The organism is Pseudomonas sp. LLC-1 (genome assembly GCF_002992185.1).
In the GTDB taxonomy this organism is placed as follows: domain Bacteria; phylum Pseudomonadota; class Gammaproteobacteria; order Pseudomonadales; family Pseudomonadaceae; genus Aquipseudomonas; species Aquipseudomonas monteilii.
The window spans coordinates 128,056-144,409 of sequence record NZ_LUVY01000015.1; the positions used below are offsets into that span (position 1 = coordinate 128,056).

Below are 16,354 nucleotides of genomic sequence, written 5' to 3' on the forward strand. Positions count from 1 at the left end.
GCAACAATGGCTAAGGTATTCGCAATCGCGAACCAGAAAGGTGGTGTGGGCAAGACAACCACCTGTATCAATCTCGCCGCCTCGCTGGCGGCGACCAAGCGTCGTGTGCTGCTGATCGACCTCGATCCGCAGGGCAACGCCACCATGGGCAGCGGTGTGGACAAGCACGAGCTCGAGCACTCGGTGTACGACCTGCTGATCGGGGAATGCGATTTGGCCCAGGCCATGCATTACTCCGAGCACGGCGGTTTCCAGTTGCTGCCGGCCAACCGCGACCTGACCGCCGCCGAGGTGGTGCTGCTGGAAATGCAGGTCAAGGAGAGCCGTCTGCGCAACGCGCTGGCCCCTATCCGCGAGAACTACGACTACATCCTCATCGACTGCCCACCGTCGCTGTCGATGCTGACGCTGAACGCCCTGGTCGCTTCCGATGGCGTGATCATCCCCATGCAGTGCGAGTACTACGCACTGGAAGGGCTCAGCGACCTTGTGGATAACATCAAGCGCATCGCTGCCCGGTTGAACCCGGAGCTGAAGATCGAAGGCCTGCTGCGGACCATGTACGATCCGCGCCTGAGCCTGAACAACGATGTTTCGGCGCAGCTGAAGGAGCACTTTGGCCCGCAGCTGTACGACACGGTCATTCCGCGCAACATTCGCCTGGCCGAGGCCCCGAGCTTCGGCATGCCGGCACTGGCTTACGACAAGCAATCGCGAGGCGCGCTGGCTTATCTGGCCCTGGCCGGGGAACTGGTACGCCGCCAACGCCGTCAATCACGCACTGCACAAACAACTTAAGGAATCCGTATGGCCGTCAAGAAACGGGGTCTCGGACGTGGGTTGGATGCACTGCTCAGTGGTCCTTCCGTCAGCGCGCTCGAAGAGCAGGCTGTGAAGATCGACCAGAAAGAACTGCAACACCTGCCGGTCGAGCTGATCCAGCGTGGCAAGTACCAGCCGCGCCGGGACATGGACCCGGAGGCGCTCGAAGAGCTTGCGCACTCGATTCGCAACCATGGCGTGATGCAGCCGATCGTGGTGCGCCCGATTGGCGACAACCGCTACGAGATCATCGCCGGTGAGCGCCGCTGGCGCGCCACGCAGCAGGCCGGCCTGGACACGATCCCGGCCATGGTCCGCGAAGTGGCCGATGAGGCGGCCATTGCCATGGCGCTGATCGAGAATATCCAGCGCGAAGACCTCAACCCGCTGGAAGAGGCCCTGGCCCTTCAGCGCCTGCAGCAGGAATTCGAGCTCACCCAGCAGCAGGTGGCCGACGCCGTAGGCAAGTCGCGGGTGACCGTGGCCAACCTGCTGCGTCTGATCACGCTGCCTGAGGCGATCAAGACCATGCTCGCCCACGGTGACCTGGAGATGGGTCACGCCCGTGCATTGCTCGGTCTGGAAGAAAACCGTCAGGAGGAGGGGGCGCGTCATGTTGTCGCACGTGGCCTCACCGTGCGCCAAACTGAGGCACTGGTGCGTCAGTGGCTCAGTGACAAGCCTGATCCGGTCGAACCGAGCAAACCTGATCCGGATATCGCACGCCTTGAACAGCGGCTCGCAGAGCGCCTGGGCTCGGCTGTCCAGATCCGTCATGGCAACAAGGGCAAAGGCCAGTTGGTTATTCGTTACAACTCCCTTGACGAGTTGCAAGGCGTGCTTGCTCACATCCGCTGAAACAATTCCTGTTGTAGCGCGCAGTCGGAAATCACTACCGAAGAGTTGAATAGGGGTTAATCCACCCCTATACTCTGCGCGCATTTTGTCGGCACAAATTATGCCAAGTCATAACTGACTTGTTGGTCGACTTCCGAGGAGCAGTTGTGATGGAAATCCGCACGCCAAACCGCCTGCCTTTCCATCGCTGGGCGGTTTTTCCGGTACTGCTGGCTCAATTCGTCGTACTACTGCTGGCAACCTTGGTGTTGTGGCAGTGGAAAGGGGTGGTCAGTGGATATTCAGGCCTTTGCGGAGGTTTGATTGCCTGGCTGCCCAATGTGTATTTCGCCTGGAAGGCTTTTCGCTTCAGCGGAGCTCGGGCGGCACAAGCCATCGTCAAGTCGTTTTACGCTGGCGAGGCAGGCAAGATGATTTTGACGGCAGTGCTTTTTGCACTGACCTTTGCAGGAGTGAAGCCATTGGCGCCGTTAGCAGTATTCGGCGTCTTCGTGCTGACCCTTTTGGTCAGCTGGTTCGCGCCCCTGCTGATGAATAAAAGACTTTCGAGACCTTAGGGCGTTTGAGGCAACCATGGCAGCAGAAACCGCTTCGGGCTATATCCAGCACCACTTGCAGAACCTGACCTACGGTCAACTACCAGACGGCAGCTGGGGCTTCGCCCATTCGGCTGCAGAAGCCAAGGCAATGGGCTTCTGGGCGTTCCACCTGGACACCCTGGGTTGGTCCGTCGCGCTGGGTCTGATCTTCCTGTTCATCTTCCGCATGGCGGCCAAGAAGGCGACTTCCGGCCAACCTGGCGGTCTGCAGAACTTCGTTGAAGTGATGGTCGACTTCGTCAACGGCAGCGTGAAGGACTCCTTCCACGGCCGTAGCCCGGTAATCGCTCCGCTGGCGCTGACCATTTTCGTCTGGGTATTCCTGATGAACGCCGTCGACCTGGTTCCGGTCGACTGGATTCCTCAGCTGGCCATCCTGATTTCCGGTGACCCGCACATTCCGTTCCGCGCCGTGTCGACCACCGACCCGAACGCGACCCTGGCCATGGCCTTCTGCGTGTTCGCCCTGATCATCTTCTACAGCATCAAGGTCAAGGGCCTGGGCGGCTTCATCGGTGAGCTGACCCTGCACCCGTTTGGCAGCAAGAACATCTTCGTTCAGATCCTGCTGATTCCGGTCAACTTCCTGCTGGAATTCGTCACCCTGATCGCCAAGCCGATCTCGCTGGCACTGCGTCTGTTCGGCAACATGTATGCCGGCGAACTGGTGTTCATCCTGATCGCTGTCATGTTCGGCTCCGGCCTGCTGTGGCTCAGCGGCCTGGGTGTGGTGCTGCAATGGGCGTGGGCTGTGTTCCACATCCTGATCATCACCCTGCAAGCTTTCATCTTCATGATGCTGACCATCGTCTACCTGTCGATGGCGCACGAAGATAACCATTAAGACCGCCTGGCGTGTCTGATAGCCTTCCTCGCCTGTTCGGGGGGAGGGCTTAAAAAGTCCGCAAGGGCAGCTGTACTCACGATTTGTTTTACCGCTTCAAACTAAAAACCTAACCAATACGACGTAAAAGTCGGGAGGAAAGATGGAAACTGTAGTTGGTCTGACCGCTATCGCTGTTGCTCTGCTGATCGGCCTGGGTGCTCTGGGTACCGCCATTGGTTTCGGCCTGCTGGGCGGCAAATTCCTGGAAGGCGCTGCTCGTCAACCAGAAATGGTTCCGATGCTGCAGGTTAAAATGTTCATCGTTGCCGGTCTGCTCGACGCCGTAACCATGATCGGTGTTGGTATCGCTCTGTTCTTCACCTTCGCGAATCCGTTCGTTGGTCAGATCGCCGGCTAATCACTCGTCACCACGAGTTGATGGCTGTATGAATTAAGACCGAGCGAGGTGTTGGCGTGAACATTAATGCAACCCTGATTGGCCAATCCGTTGCTTTTCTGATTTTTGTACTCTTCTGCATGAAGTACGTATGGCCTCCGGTCATCACTGCCCTGCAAGAGCGCCAAAAGAAGATTGCCGACGGCTTGGACGCTGCCAACCGCGCAGCTCGCGACCTGGAGCTGGCCCAAGAGAAAGCGGGTCAGCAACTGCGTGAAGCTAAAGCACAGGCAGCCGAAATCATTGAGCAAAGCAAGAAACGCGCTGCTCAGCTTGTCGAGGAAGCCCGTGAACAGGCCCGCGTCGAAGCTGACCGTGTGAAGGCTCAGGCTCTGGCCGAGATCGAACAGGAACTGAACAGCGCTAAAGACGCCCTGCGTGCCCAAGTGGGTGCCCTGGCCGTTGGCGGTGCCGAAAAGATCCTTGGCGCCACAATCGATCAAAACGCGCATGCGGAGCTGGTTAACAAACTGGCCGCTGAAATTTAAGCGAGGGCGATCATGGCAGAACTGACCACGTTGGCCCGACCTTACGCTAAGGCTGCCTTTGAGCATGCCCAGGCCCATCAGCAACTGGCCAATTGGTCAGCCATGCTCGGCCTGGCTGCTGCGGTGTCGCAAGACGACACCATGCAGCGCCTGCTCAAGGCCCCGCGACTGACGAGCGCAGAAAAGGCCGCCACGTTCATTGACGTGTGCGGTGACAAGTTCAATGCACAGGCACAGAATTTCATTCATGTTGCCGCGGAAAACGACCGTCTCCTGCTTCTGCCGGAGATTGCCGCCCTGTTCGACCTGTACAAGGCCGAGCAAGAAAAATCCGTGGACGTGGAAGTCACCAGTGCCTTCGCGTTGAACCAAGAACAGCAAGACAAACTCGCCAAGGTTCTCAGTGCACGGTTAGGCCAGGAAGTGCGCCTGCACGCGTCGGAGGATGCCAGCCTGATTGGCGGCGTCGTCATCCGCGCTGGTGACCTGGTAATCGATGGCTCTGTTCGCGGCAAAATCGCGAAACTGGCCGAAGCATTGAAATCTTGAGTTTGAAGGGGCAGCAGAGCAATGCAGCAACTCAATCCTTCCGAAATTAGTGAAATCATCAAGGGCCGCATCGACAACCTCGATGTGAGCTCCCAAGCCCGTAACGAAGGTACCGTTGTTTCGGTATCCGACGGTATCGTGCGGATCCACGGTCTGGCCGACGTCATGTACGGCGAAATGATCGAGTTCCCTGGCAGCGTATTCGGCATGGCCCTGAACCTGGAGCAAGACTCCGTAGGTGCAGTGATCCTGGGTGCATACGACACCCTCGCCGAAGGCATGAGCGCCAAGTGCACCGGCCGCATCCTGGAAGTTCCGGTTGGTAAGGAACTGCTGGGTCGCGTCGTTGACGCACTGGGCAACCCGATCGACGGCAAAGGTCCTCTGGGCAACACCCAGACCGACGCAGTCGAGAAAGTGGCTCCAGGCGTGATCTGGCGTAAGTCGGTAGACCAGCCTGTACAGACTGGCTACAAGTCCGTCGACGCCATGATCCCTGTCGGCCGTGGCCAGCGCGAGCTGATCATCGGTGACCGTCAGATCGGTAAGACCGCCATGGCCATCGACGCCATCATCAACCAGAAAGACTCCGGTATTTTCTGTGTTTATGTTGCTGTCGGCCAGAAGCGTTCCACCGTTGCCAACATCGTTCGCAAGCTGGAAGAAGCCGGCGCCCTGGCCAACACCATCGTGGTCGTTGCCAGTGCTTCGGAATCCGCCGCACTGCAGTTCCTGGCGCCATACGCCGGCTGCACCATGGGCGAGTTCTTCCGTGACCGCGGTGAAGACGCCCTGATCGTTTACGATGACCTGTCCAAGCAGGCCGTTGCTTACCGTCAGATCTCCCTGCTGCTGCGCCGTCCACCAGGACGTGAAGCGTACCCAGGCGACGTGTTCTATCTCCACTCCCGTCTGCTGGAGCGTGCTTCGCGCGTTTCGGAAGAGTACGTCGAGAAGTTCACCAACGGCGCAGTCACTGGCAAAACCGGTTCCCTGACCGCTCTGCCGATCATCGAAACCCAGGCTGGCGACGTTTCCGCGTTCGTTCCGACCAACGTGATTTCCATCACCGACGGTCAGATCTTCCTGGAATCGGCCATGTTCAACTCGGGCATCCGCCCTGCAGTGAACGCCGGTGTTTCGGTATCCCGCGTAGGTGGTGCCGCTCAGACCAAGATCATCAAGAAGCTGTCCGGTGGTATTCGTACCGCGCTGGCTCAGTACCGTGAACTGGCTGCATTCGCCCAGTTCGCGTCCGATCTGGACGAAGCGACCCGCAAGCAGCTGGAGCATGGTCAGCGCGTTACCGAGCTGATGAAGCAGAAGCAGTACGCGCCAATGTCCATCGCAGACATGGCCCTGTCGCTGTACGCCGCTGAGCGTGGCTTCCTGACTGACGTAGAAGTCTCCAAGATCGGCAGCTTCGAGCAAGCACTGATCGCCTTCTTCAACCGTGATCACGCCGAACTGATGGCGAAGATCAACGTGAAGGGTGACTTCAACGACGAAATCGACGCTGGCCTGAAAGCCGGTATCGAGAAGTTCAAGGCCACCCAGACCTGGTAAGCCGCAGCGGGGGCCGTGGCCCCCGCTTGCTAACCTGATAGGTGATACATGGCAGGCGCAAAAGAGATTCGCAGTAAGATTGCGAGCATCAAAAGCACGCAAAAAATTACCAGCGCCATGGAGAAAGTGGCGGTCAGCAAAATGCGCAAGGCACAAATGCGCATGGCTGCTAGCCGTCCTTACGCGGAGCGTATCCGCCAGGTGATCGGTCATCTGGCCAACGCCAACCCGGAATACCGCCACCCGTTCATGATCGAGCGCCCTGTAAAGCGCGCCGGTTATATCGTGGTGAGCAGTGACCGTGGTCTGTGCGGTGGCTTGAACACCAACCTGTTCAAGGCCCTGGTCAAGGACATGAGCGCAAACCGCGAACAGGGCGTGGAAATCGACCTGTGCGTGATCGGCAGCAAGGGTGCGACTTTCTTCCGCATCTTTGGCGGCAACGTCGTAGCCGCGATCAGCCACTTGGGCGAAGAGCCATCGATCAACGATCTGATCGGCTCCGTCAAAGTGATGCTGGACGCCTACCTGGACGGCCGTATCGATCGCCTCTCGGTGGTTTCGAACAAGTTCATCAACACCATGACCCAGAAGCCAACGGTCGAGCAATTGGTACCGTTGGTGGCAACCCCGGATCAGGATCTCAAGCATCACTGGGACTACCTGTACGAACCCGACGCAAAAGAGCTGCTGGACGGCTTGATGGTGCGTTACGTGGAGTCGCAGGTGTACCAGGCGGTGGTCGAGAACAACGCTGCTGAACAAGCGGCCCGGATGATCGCCATGAAGAACGCCACAGACAACGCCGGTGATTTGATCAAAGAGCTTCAGTTGATCTACAACAAGGCGCGTCAGGCTGCGATCACCCAGGAGATCTCGGAAATCGTCGGCGGCGCTGCCGCGGTTTAACGGTTCACATATTCAGAGGATCCAGCTATGAGTAGCGGACGTATCGTTCAAATCATCGGCGCCGTCATCGACGTGGAATTCCCACGTGACGTCGTGCCGAGTGTTTACAACGCGCTGAAAGTACAAGGCGCGGAAACCACCCTGGAAGTTCAGCAGCAGCTGGGCGACGGCGTGGTTCGTACCATTGCGATGGGCTCGACCGAAGGCCTGAAGCGCGGTCTGGAAGTCGTTGACTCCGGCGCTGCCATTTCCGTTCCTGTTGGTAAGGCCACCCTGGGCCGTATCATGGACGTACTGGGCAACCCGATCGACGAAGCCGGCCCGATCGGCGAAGAAGAGCGTCGCGGTATCCACCAGCCAGCGCCATCGTTCGCTGACCAGGCAGGCGGCAACGACCTGCTGGAAACCGGCATCAAGGTTATCGACCTGGTTTGCCCGTTCGCCAAGGGTGGTAAGGTTGGTCTGTTCGGTGGTGCCGGTGTTGGCAAGACCGTAAACATGATGGAACTGATCCGTAACATCGCCATGGAACACAGCGGTTACTCCGTGTTCGCTGGTGTGGGTGAGCGTACTCGTGAGGGTAACGACTTCTACCACGAGATGAAGGACTCCAACGTTCTCGACAAGGTAGCGCTGGTCTACGGTCAGATGAACGAGCCGCCAGGAAACCGTCTGCGCGTAGCGCTGACTGGCCTGACCATGGCCGAGAAGTTCCGTGACGAAGGTAACGACGTTCTGCTGTTCGTCGACAACATCTATCGTTACACCCTGGCCGGTACCGAAGTATCCGCACTGCTGGGCCGTATGCCTTCGGCAGTAGGTTACCAGCCGACCCTGGCTGAAGAGATGGGCGTTCTGCAAGAGCGCATCACCTCCACCAAGGAAGGTTCGATCACCTCCGTTCAGGCCGTATACGTACCTGCGGACGACTTGACCGACCCGTCGCCAGCGACCACCTTCGCCCACTTGGACGCCACCGTCGTTCTGTCCCGTGACATCGCCTCCCTGGGTATCTACCCAGCGGTCGACCCACTGGACTCGACTTCGCGCCAGCTGGACCCGAACGTGATCGGCAACGAGCACTACGAGACCGCTCGTGGCGTTCAGTATGTTCTGCAGCGCTACAAAGAGCTGAAAGACATCATCGCGATCCTGGGTATGGACGAACTGTCCGAGACCGACAAGCAACTGGTAGCCCGCGCTCGTAAGATCCAGCGCTTCCTGTCGCAGCCGTTCTTCGTGGCCGAAGTCTTCACCGGTTCGCCAGGCAAGTACGTTTCCCTGAAAGACACCATCGCTGGCTTCAGCGGCATCCTCAAAGGTGACTACGACCACCTGCCAGAACAAGCGTTCTACATGGTCGGCAGCATCGACGAAGCGATCGAGAAAGCCAAGAAACTGTAATTCCTGCGCCCCGCAAGGGGCGCTATCAGGTTGAGGCAAGCAGATGGCTATGACAGTCCATTGCGATATCGTCAGCGCGGAAGGAGAGATTTTCTCCGGCCTGGTCGAGATGGTAGTTGCGCACGGTAACCTGGGTGATCTTGGTATCGCTCCAGGCCACGCGCCGCTGATCACCAATCTCAAGCCTGGTCCGATCACGCTGACCAAGCAGGGTGGCGCCCATGAGGTGTTCTACATCTCTGGTGGCTTCCTCGAGGTTCAGCCAAACATGGTCAAGGTGCTTGCCGATACCGTGCAACGTGCTGCAGACCTGGATGAAGCTCAGGCTCAGGAAGCCCTCAAGGCTGCTGAGAACGCCCTGAATCTGAAAGGCGCGGACTTCGACTACGGTGCCGCCGCCGCACGTCTGGCCGAGGCCGCAGCCCAGCTGCGTACCGTCCAGCAAATGCGCAAAGGCAAGTAACCGGCCTTTGGCTGATAACTTCTGTTGCGATTGAGTAAAAGGGTAGCCTCGGCTACCCTTTTTCTTTTTCTGATTTTCCCCCCCCGGTCATTTCACTGACCGCCCAGGATTGGTAGCCAGTAATGTCACTCGATATCGTTATTCTCGCCGCCGGCCAAGGCACCCGCATGCGCTCGGCGCTGCCCAAGGTGCTGCACCCGGTAGCCGGCAACTCCATGCTCGGCCATGTTATCCACAGTGCGCGCCAACTGCAGCCGCAAGGTATTCATGTTGTGATTGGCCATGGTGCCGAGCTGGTTCGCGAGCGCCTGGCCGCTGACGACCTGAACTTCGTCATGCAGGATAAGCAGCTGGGTACCGGCCATGCTGTTGCCCAGGCTCTGCCGGCGCTGACTGCCGACACCGTGCTGGTGTTGTACGGTGACGTGCCATTGATCGAAGTGGAGACCCTGCAGCGCCTGTTGGCCAAGGCCAACGACCAGCAGCTGGGCCTGCTCACTGTTACCCTGGACGACCCGACAGGTTATGGCCGTATCGTCCGTGACGAGCAGGGCAAGGTAACTGCCATCGTTGAGCACAAGGACGCCAACGACGTGCAGAAAGCGATCAAGGAAGGCAACACCGGTATCTTGGCATTGCCAGCTGCGCGCCTGGCTGACTGGATGGGCCGTCTGTCGAACAACAACGCCCAGGGCGAGTATTACCTGACCGACGTCATCGCCATGGCAGTGGCCGATGGCCTGGTAGTGGCTACCGAACAGCCGCACGACCCGATGGAAGTGCAGGGCGCCAATGACCGCCGCCAGCTGTCCGAGCTGGAGCGTCACTACCAGCTGCGTGAAGGCCGCCGCCTGATGGCCCAAGGTGTAACCCTGCGCGACCCGGCACGTTTCGATGTACGAGGCGAAGTGACCGTTGGCCGTGACGTGCTGATCGACATCAACGTGATTCTCGAAGGCAAGGTGGTCATTGAGGACGATGTGCAGATCGGCCCTAACTGCGTGATCAAGAACACCACCCTGCGCAAAGGCGCGGTGGTCAAGGCTAACAGCCACCTTGAAGGCGCCGTGATGGGCGAGGGTAGCGATGCTGGCCCGTTCGCCCGCCTGCGCCCAGGTAGCGTGCTGGATGCCAAAGCCCATGTGGGTAACTTCGTGGAACTGAAAAACGCCCACTTGGGCGAAGGCGCCAAGGCCGGTCACCTGACCTACCTGGGCGATGCCGAAATCGGTGCGCGCACCAATATTGGCGCCGGTACTATCACCTGCAACTACGATGGCGCGAACAAGTTCAAGACCGTGATGGGGGAGGACGTGTTCATCGGTTCGAACAACTCGCTGGTAGCGCCTGTGGAAATTCAGGCTGGCGCGACCACCGCAGCCGGTTCGACCATTACTCAGGCCGTCGAAGCCGGTGACCTGGCGGTGGCCCGTGCGCGCCAGCGCAACATCTCGGGCTGGAAGCGCCCGGAGAAGATCAAGAAGAGCTGATTTGTTCACAGCTGTTTCGATAGAAAGCCGACTTATGTGAGTAAGTCGGCTTTTTTATTGGCTTTTTGCGGTGCCTGTAGGGCTGCAGCGAACCGGTAAAAACTATCCACAGGGCAGCGACAGCTTGACGAATCGTTCATCTTAGGTTTTGATTGCAACCATTATCTTTCGAAACGAAACTTAAGCACTCATGTCGAAACGAAATACCCCGCAGCGGCGGCACAACATCCTGGCGTTGCTCAGTGAGCAGGGCGAGGTGAGCGTGGACGCTTTGGCTAAACGTTTCGAGACTTCGGAAGTAACCATTCGCAAAGATCTCGCCGCCCTCGAAACCAACGGCCTGCTGCTCCGCCGCTACGGTGGTGCGGTACCCGTGCCTCAAGAACTGCTCGGTGAGCCGGCCCAGCCTGTGTCTTCCTACAAGAAGGCCATCGCCCGTGCCGCTGTTGGTCGAATCCGCGAACATGCGCGCATCATCATCGACAGCGGCAGCACCACGGCAGCCATGATCCCCGAGCTGGGGCGTCAGCCTGGCCTGGTGGTGATGACCAATTCGCTGAATGTGGCCCGTGCCATCAGCGACCTTGAACACGAGCCGGTGCTGCTGATGACCGGCGGTACCTGGGACCCGCATTCCGAGTCGTTCCAGGGCCAGGTGGCCGAGCAGGTTTTGCGCTCTTACGATTTCGACCAGCTGTTCATCGGTGCTGATGGCATTGACCTCGGCCGGGGTACCACCACCTTCAACGAACTGCTCGGGCTTAGCCGGGTCATGGCTGAAGTTGCCCGCGAAGTGATCGTGATGGTCGAGTCGGACAAGGTGGGGCGCAAGATCCCCAACCTTGAGCTGCCCTGGAGCAGCGTGCACACCCTTATTACAGACGAACGACTGCCCGCAGCGGCACGTGAACAAATTCAAGCCCGCGGCATCAATCTGATCTGCGCCGCGATCAGCCAGGAGCAATAAAACATGTGTGGAATCGTTGGTGCCATCGCCGAGCGCAATATCACTGCCATCCTGATCGAAGGCCTCAAGCGTCTGGAGTACCGCGGGTACGACAGCGCAGGCCTGGCCGTCCTTACCCAAAGCGGTGAATTGCAGCGCCGTCGCCGCATCGGCAAGGTCAGTGAGCTGCAAGCCGCTGTAGCGGCTGACCCACTGGCTGGCCAGCTGGGTATCGCCCATACCCGTTGGGCTACCCACGGTGCGCCGACCGAAGGCAACGCCCACCCGCACTTCTCGGGCAATGAAGTGGCGGTGGTGCACAACGGTATCATCGAGAACCACGAAGAGCTGCGTGAAGAGCTGAAAGGCCTGGGCTACACCTTCACTTCGCAGACCGACACCGAAGTGATCGTCCACCTTATCCACAACACCCTGAAGAGCACTCCAGACCTGGCCGATGCGCTGAAAGCCGCCGTCAAGCGTCTGCATGGCGCTTATGGCCTGGCACTGGTCAGCGCCAAGCAGCCCGACCGACTGGTAGCAGCACGCAGCGGCAGCCCTCTGGTCATCGGTCTGGGCCTTGGCGAAAACTTCCTGGCGTCCGACCAGTTGGCCCTGCGCCAGGTCACTGACCGCTTCATGTACCTGGAAGAAGGCGACATCGCTGAAATTCGCCGTGATCAGGTCACCATCTGGGACGAGAACGGCCACAAGGTCCAGCGCGAAACCGTGCAGTACCATGAAGGTGCCGAGGCTGCTGACAAGGGCAACTATCGCCACTTCATGCTCAAGGAAATCCACGAGCAGCCAAGCGTCGTTCAGCGCACCCTGGAAGGCCGCCTGGGTAAGGACAACGTGATGGTCCAGGCTTTCGGTCCGAAGGCTGCCGAACTGTTCGCCAAGGTGCGCAATGTGCAGATCGTTGCCTGCGGCACCAGCTACCACGCAGGCATGGTCGCCCGTTACTGGCTGGAAAGCCTGGCCGGCATCCCGTGCCAGGTGGAAGTGGCCAGCGAGTTCCGTTACCGCAAGGTGGTGGTGCAACCGGATACCCTGTTCGTCTCGATCTCGCAGTCCGGTGAAACCGCCGATACCTTGGCCGCACTGCGCAACGCCAAAGAGCTGGGTTTCCTCGGCAGCCTGGCAATTTGCAACGTGGGCATCAGCTCGCTGGTGCGTGAGTCGGACCTGACCCTGTTGACCTTGGCCGGCCCGGAAATCGGCGTGGCCTCGACCAAAGCCTTCACCACCCAGCTGGTGTCACTGATGCTGCTGACTTTGGCCCTTGGCCAGGTGCGCGGTACTTTGGAAGCGGGTGTCGAAGCCGAGCTGGTTGAAGAACTGCGTCGCTTGCCGACCCGTCTGGGCGAAGCGCTGGCCATGGATGCCACGGTCGAAAAAATCGCTGAGTTGTTCGCCGACAAGCACCACACCCTGTTCCTCGGCCGTGGTGCACAGTACCCGGTGGCGATGGAAGGTGCGCTGAAGCTCAAGGAGATTTCCTACATCCACGCCGAAGCCTACCCGGCAGGCGAGCTGAAGCACGGCCCGCTGGCACTGGTGGACAACGACATGCCGGTGGTTACCGTTGCGCCGAACAACGAACTGCTGGAGAAGTTGAAGTCCAACCTGCAGGAAGTGCGTGCCCGTGGTGGCGAGTTGGTGGTGTTCGCCGACGAGCAGGCTGGCATGACCAATGGTGAAGGCACTCATGTGATCAAGGTGCCGCACATCGCCGATGCGCTGGCGCCGATCCTGTACACCATTCCACTGCAGCTGCTGTCGTACTATGTGGCCGTGCTCAAGGGCACCGACGTAGACCAGCCGCGTAACTTGGCCAAGTCGGTGACGGTCGAGTAAGTAGCCGTCATTTGCTGGTTAAAAGCCCTCCACATGGAGGGCTTTTTTCTTTCTGAATATTAGGAAATAGCTCACCAGAACATCCGATCCAGATCATGTTTCACAGTCGATGGCTGCACTAACTTGACCGCTCTGATCCTGATCTTGAGTGGTATGAGTGATGCAAGAACATCAACGCAAATACGACATCCAGCCCATCGCGCAAGGGCAACTGACCCTGTATCTGAATGACCGGGCTGTCGCTGCTGCTGCTGGCGAAACTGTCCTGAGTGTGATGAACGCCGTGGGGCTGCGCCAGCTTGCCCGCAATGATCACGGCCAGCTTTCTGGCTCGTACTGCGGCATGGGGGTTTGTCATTGTTGCCTGGTTGCCATCGACGGTAAGCCTAAGCGACGTGCCTGCCAGACACTGGTGCGCGACGGCATGCGTATCGAGACCGAGGTCAACCGGGTCTGTCAGGGGCAACCGTCATGAGCCAACGCCCGATCATTGTCGGAGGTGGGCCCGCCGGGATGGCGGCGGCCATTGAACTGGCCAAGTATCGTGTACCCAGCGTGTTGTTCGATGAGGCGTCCCGTACAGGTGGCGTTGTCTACAGAGGGCCGCTGCGTGACGGGGTGAACCTGGACTACCTGGGCAGCCGATACCGAAATGCTCTCCACCAGTTGCATGAGGATTTTGCCGGCTGCGCGCAATGGATAGAGACGCGTTTGCACAGCCGTATTGTCGGAGGCGATGACAGCCGATTGATGGCGCTCGATGCCGATGACAAGTTGCACGAAGTCGAATACAAGCATTTGCTGCTAGCGGCCGGGTGCCATGAGCGCAGTGTACCTTTCCCGGGGTGGACCCTGCCCGGCGTGATCCTGCTGGGTGGCCTGCAACTGCAAATAAAGAGTGGTGTTGTGAAACCGCTGGGCAGGACCTTGATTGCGGGTACCGGTCCTTTGCTGCCCCTGGTCGCCTGCCAGTTACATGCTGCAGGTGCCGAGGTCGCCGGCGTTTACGAGGCATGTGGCTTCAACCGGATGGCCAAGGAAAGCCTGGCCCTGATGAACAAGCCGCAACTGTTTCTCCAGGGCTTGAGCCTGCTTGCCTACATGAAGCTGCACGGTATTGCCATGCACTACGGCTGGGGTGTGGTAAGGGCCGCAGGAGGGGCAGAGCTGGGCCAAGTGCAACTGGCGCCTTACGACCAGCAATGGCAAGCCGACCTGGGCCGCGTACGCTGCGAGACCGTAGAGATACTCGCCGTCGGCTATGGGTTCATCCCGCGCACCCAGCTCAGCCAACAGCTGGGGCTGGCGCATACCTACAGTGAGGACGGCTACCTGCGCGCTGAATGCGATACCTGGCAGCAGAGCAGTGTCCCCCATATCCATGTAGCCGGCGACATGGCTGGCATTTGCGGGGGAGAAGCCGGGTTACTGACCGGGCGCATTGCTGCATTGTCCATTTTGCAGCAGATGGGTGTGCTCGATAGCAAACAAGCCCAGCGCAAGCGGGAATGCTACGAGGGCAAGCTGGCGACTATTCGACGATTCAGGGCCGGCGTGGAACGTTACACCGCCCGTGGCACGCTGCAACTCGAATTGCCTGAAGCCGACACCGTTATCTGCCGTTGCGAACATGTGACGCGCAGTGCCATCGACCTGGCCCTGGAGCAAGGCGTGCCTGATATGGCCAGCCTGAAGATGCGCACCCGGGTGAGCATGGGCGACTGCCAAGGGCGCATGTGTGTCGGTTATTGCAGCGATCGCCTGCGGGCCTCCACTGGCCGGCAGGATGTGGGTTGGCTACGCCCACGCTTTCCCATCGACCCGATCCCGTTCTCAGCGTTCGAGAACCTGCACAAGGAGGCTGAACATGAACAGGACTTATGACATCGTCATTGCTGGCGGCGGCGTTATCGGCGCTTCCTGTGCTTATCAATTGTCCAGGCGCGGCAATTTGCGGATTGCCCTGATCGATGCCAAACGCCCGGGCAATGCAACCCGTGCTTCCGCGGGTGGTTTATGGGCCATCGGCGAGTCGGTGGGGCTGGGCTGTGGGGTGATCTTCTTCCGCATGATGTCCTCACGCGCCAAGCGTGAAGCAAAGGGCGCTGCGGTCGCGGTTGATGCCTCTACGCCGCATATCCTGCCGCAGTGTTTCTTCGACTTTGCCTTGCAGTCCAACGCACTTTATCCACAGCTGCACCAGGAACTGATCGAGCGTCACGGGATGGATTTCAAGTTCGAGCGGACCGGCTTGAAGTACATCATCCAGGATGAAGAGGACCAGCTGTATGCCGAGCACATCGTTTCGCACATTCCACATCTGGCCGACCAGGTGCGCTGGCTGGGGCAGCAGGAACTGCGAGAGACGGAGCCGGCGGTAACTGCAAAAGCCAAAGGGGCGCTGGAGTTTCTTTGCGATCATCAGGTAAGCCCGTTCCGGCTGGGCGACGCGTACCTGGAAGCGGCGCGGCAAAACGGTGTAGATCTTTACCTGAACACCAATGTCACGGGTGTGATGCATGTTGGTGATCGCATCAAAGGCGTGAACACCGACACGGCGGGGGATATTCACTGCCACAGCCTGATCAATGCTGCTGGCGCCTGGGCCGCCGACCTGAGCCAGTGGGCGACCGGCAAAACCATCCCGGTGACGCCGGTGAAAGGGCAGATCGTACTGACCGAGCGCTTGCCCAAACTGCTCAACGGTTGCCTGACCACCAGTGACTGCTACCTGGCGCAGAAGGACAACGGCGAGATCCTGATTGGTAGCACCACCGAGGATAAAGGGTTCGATGTCAGCAACACCTTCCCGGAGATCAGCACGCTGGTGCAAGGTGCGGTGCGCTGTTTACCCGAGCTTGCCGAGGTGAACCTCAAGCGAACCTGGGCAGGCTTGCGCCCAGGTTCCCCCGATGAACTGCCGATCCTTGGCCCGGTGAGCGGAGTCGAGGGGTACTTCAATGCCTGTGGGCATTTCCGTACCGGGATACTGACGTCGGCAATCACCGGTGTGATGCTGGACAAGGTCATTCACAACGAAACCCTGCCGCTGGATATCTCGCCATTCCTGGCATCCAGGTTTGCCTGACAGGTAAAGTCGCAGGCGTTTGAAATGCC

Annotated in this window: 17 protein-coding genes; all 17 read left to right on the forward strand. The window is 59.2% G+C overall.

The features are described from left to right. The first annotated feature begins 6 nt into the window (after positions 1-6). The 17 genes from A0O30_RS15710 (at position 7) to hcnC (ending at position 16,325) form a co-directional block, all read left to right on the forward strand. Entirely contained in the window at positions 7-798 is a 792-nt protein-coding gene (locus A0O30_RS15710; protein WP_012274913.1) for a ParA family protein, read from the forward strand. Positions 799-807: 9 nt separating this feature from the next. After that, the gene (locus tag A0O30_RS15715) at positions 808-1,680 is read left to right on the forward strand and encodes a ParB/RepB/Spo0J family partition protein (protein ID WP_060499721.1); all 873 of its coding nucleotides are present in this window, start codon (positions 808-810) and stop codon (positions 1,678-1,680) included. A 149-nt stretch (positions 1,681-1,829) separates the two neighbouring features. Continuing rightward, positions 1,830-2,237, forward strand: coding sequence for a F0F1 ATP synthase subunit I (locus A0O30_RS15720; RefSeq protein ID WP_011536507.1), 408 nt, complete (start codon positions 1,830-1,832; stop codon positions 2,235-2,237). Between the two features lie 16 nt (positions 2,238-2,253). Further along, the gene (gene atpB / locus A0O30_RS15725; RefSeq protein WP_003260030.1) at positions 2,254-3,123 is read left to right on the forward strand and encodes a F0F1 ATP synthase subunit A; all 870 of its coding nucleotides are present in this window, start codon (positions 2,254-2,256) and stop codon (positions 3,121-3,123) included. Positions 3,124-3,265: 142 nt separating this feature from the next. Continuing rightward, positions 3,266-3,523: a F0F1 ATP synthase subunit C gene (gene atpE, locus A0O30_RS15730; protein ID WP_003097235.1), complete on the forward strand. Its 258-nt coding sequence runs from the start codon at positions 3,266-3,268 to the stop codon at positions 3,521-3,523. A 56-nt stretch (positions 3,524-3,579) separates the two neighbouring features. After that, positions 3,580-4,050 carry a F0F1 ATP synthase subunit B gene (locus A0O30_RS15735; RefSeq protein ID WP_003253189.1) on the forward strand — a complete coding sequence of 157 codons (471 nt, stop codon included), beginning with the start codon at positions 3,580-3,582 and terminating at the stop codon, positions 4,048-4,050. 12 nt (positions 4,051-4,062) lie between these two features. After that, complete coding sequence (locus A0O30_RS15740; RefSeq protein ID WP_003253191.1) at positions 4,063-4,599, forward strand: F0F1 ATP synthase subunit delta; 537 nt, start codon at positions 4,063-4,065, stop codon at positions 4,597-4,599. A 21-nt stretch (positions 4,600-4,620) separates the two neighbouring features. Continuing rightward, entirely contained in the window at positions 4,621-6,165 is a 1,545-nt protein-coding gene (gene atpA, locus A0O30_RS15745; RefSeq protein WP_016712768.1) for a F0F1 ATP synthase subunit alpha, read from the forward strand. Between the two features lie 48 nt (positions 6,166-6,213). Further along, the gene (gene atpG / locus A0O30_RS15750) at positions 6,214-7,074 is read left to right on the forward strand and encodes a F0F1 ATP synthase subunit gamma (protein ID WP_003253195.1); all 861 of its coding nucleotides are present in this window, start codon (positions 6,214-6,216) and stop codon (positions 7,072-7,074) included. 27 nt (positions 7,075-7,101) lie between these two features. After that, a complete protein-coding gene (atpD, locus tag A0O30_RS15755) occupies positions 7,102-8,478 on the forward strand; it encodes a F0F1 ATP synthase subunit beta (protein WP_027614801.1) in 1,377 nt (458 codons plus the stop codon). Positions 8,479-8,521: 43 nt separating this feature from the next. Beyond that, positions 8,522-8,941, forward strand: coding sequence for a F0F1 ATP synthase subunit epsilon (locus tag A0O30_RS15760; protein WP_010955886.1), 420 nt, complete (start codon positions 8,522-8,524; stop codon positions 8,939-8,941). 122 nt (positions 8,942-9,063) lie between these two features. Further along, on the forward strand, positions 9,064-10,431 hold the full coding sequence (gene glmU / locus A0O30_RS15765; protein ID WP_028700024.1) for a bifunctional UDP-N-acetylglucosamine diphosphorylase/glucosamine-1-phosphate N-acetyltransferase GlmU: 1,368 nt from the start codon (positions 9,064-9,066) through the stop codon (positions 10,429-10,431). 190 nt (positions 10,432-10,621) lie between these two features. Next, positions 10,622-11,398, forward strand: coding sequence for a DeoR/GlpR family DNA-binding transcription regulator (locus A0O30_RS15770; RefSeq protein WP_016712766.1), 777 nt, complete (start codon positions 10,622-10,624; stop codon positions 11,396-11,398). Between the two features lie 3 nt (positions 11,399-11,401). Next, the gene (gene glmS, locus A0O30_RS15775; protein WP_105947119.1) at positions 11,402-13,237 is read left to right on the forward strand and encodes a glutamine--fructose-6-phosphate transaminase (isomerizing); all 1,836 of its coding nucleotides are present in this window, start codon (positions 11,402-11,404) and stop codon (positions 13,235-13,237) included. Positions 13,238-13,397: 160 nt separating this feature from the next. Beyond that, positions 13,398-13,712, forward strand: coding sequence for a cyanide-forming glycine dehydrogenase subunit HcnA (hcnA, locus tag A0O30_RS15780; protein WP_105947120.1), 315 nt, complete (start codon positions 13,398-13,400; stop codon positions 13,710-13,712). Beyond that, entirely contained in the window at positions 13,709-15,121 is a 1,413-nt protein-coding gene (hcnB, locus tag A0O30_RS15785) for a cyanide-forming glycine dehydrogenase subunit HcnB (protein WP_105947121.1), read from the forward strand. The genes hcnA and hcnB overlap by 4 nt, the downstream gene beginning before the upstream one ends. Next, on the forward strand, positions 15,105-16,325 hold the full coding sequence (hcnC, locus tag A0O30_RS15790; protein WP_105947122.1) for a cyanide-forming glycine dehydrogenase subunit HcnC: 1,221 nt from the start codon (positions 15,105-15,107) through the stop codon (positions 16,323-16,325). The genes hcnB and hcnC overlap by 17 nt, the downstream gene beginning before the upstream one ends. Positions 16,326-16,354 lie beyond the last annotated feature (29 nt).

Excerpts from the sequence above, each read along its gene's own strand:
- glmS (WP_105947119.1), top strand. The coding sequence starts at position 11,402 with ATGTGTGGAATCGTTGGTGCCATCGCCGAGCGCAATATCACTGCCATC.
- atpD (WP_027614801.1), top strand. The coding sequence starts at position 7,102 with ATGAGTAGCGGACGTATCGTTCAAATCATCGGCGCCGTCATCGACGTG.
- A0O30_RS15720 (WP_011536507.1), top strand. The coding sequence starts at position 1,830 with ATGGAAATCCGCACGCCAAACCGCCTGCCTTTCCATCGCTGGGCGGTT.
- A0O30_RS15710 (WP_012274913.1), top strand. The coding sequence starts at position 7 with ATGGCTAAGGTATTCGCAATCGCGAACCAGAAAGGTGGTGTGGGCAAG.
- A0O30_RS15715 (WP_060499721.1), top strand. The coding sequence starts at position 808 with ATGGCCGTCAAGAAACGGGGTCTCGGACGTGGGTTGGATGCACTGCTC.
- hcnA (WP_105947120.1), top strand. The coding sequence starts at position 13,398 with ATGCAAGAACATCAACGCAAATACGACATCCAGCCCATCGCGCAAGGG.
- atpA (WP_016712768.1), top strand. The coding sequence starts at position 4,621 with ATGCAGCAACTCAATCCTTCCGAAATTAGTGAAATCATCAAGGGCCGC.
- glmU (WP_028700024.1), top strand. The coding sequence starts at position 9,064 with ATGTCACTCGATATCGTTATTCTCGCCGCCGGCCAAGGCACCCGCATG.
- hcnB (WP_105947121.1), top strand. The coding sequence starts at position 13,709 with ATGAGCCAACGCCCGATCATTGTCGGAGGTGGGCCCGCCGGGATGGCG.
- A0O30_RS15770 (WP_016712766.1), top strand. The coding sequence starts at position 10,622 with ATGTCGAAACGAAATACCCCGCAGCGGCGGCACAACATCCTGGCGTTG.
- atpG (WP_003253195.1), top strand. The coding sequence starts at position 6,214 with ATGGCAGGCGCAAAAGAGATTCGCAGTAAGATTGCGAGCATCAAAAGC.
- atpE (WP_003097235.1), top strand. The coding sequence starts at position 3,266 with ATGGAAACTGTAGTTGGTCTGACCGCTATCGCTGTTGCTCTGCTGATC.
- A0O30_RS15760 (WP_010955886.1), top strand. The coding sequence starts at position 8,522 with ATGGCTATGACAGTCCATTGCGATATCGTCAGCGCGGAAGGAGAGATT.
- A0O30_RS15740 (WP_003253191.1), top strand. The coding sequence starts at position 4,063 with ATGGCAGAACTGACCACGTTGGCCCGACCTTACGCTAAGGCTGCCTTT.
- atpB (WP_003260030.1), top strand. The coding sequence starts at position 2,254 with ATGGCAGCAGAAACCGCTTCGGGCTATATCCAGCACCACTTGCAGAAC.
- hcnC (WP_105947122.1), top strand. The coding sequence starts at position 15,105 with ATGAACAGGACTTATGACATCGTCATTGCTGGCGGCGGCGTTATCGGC.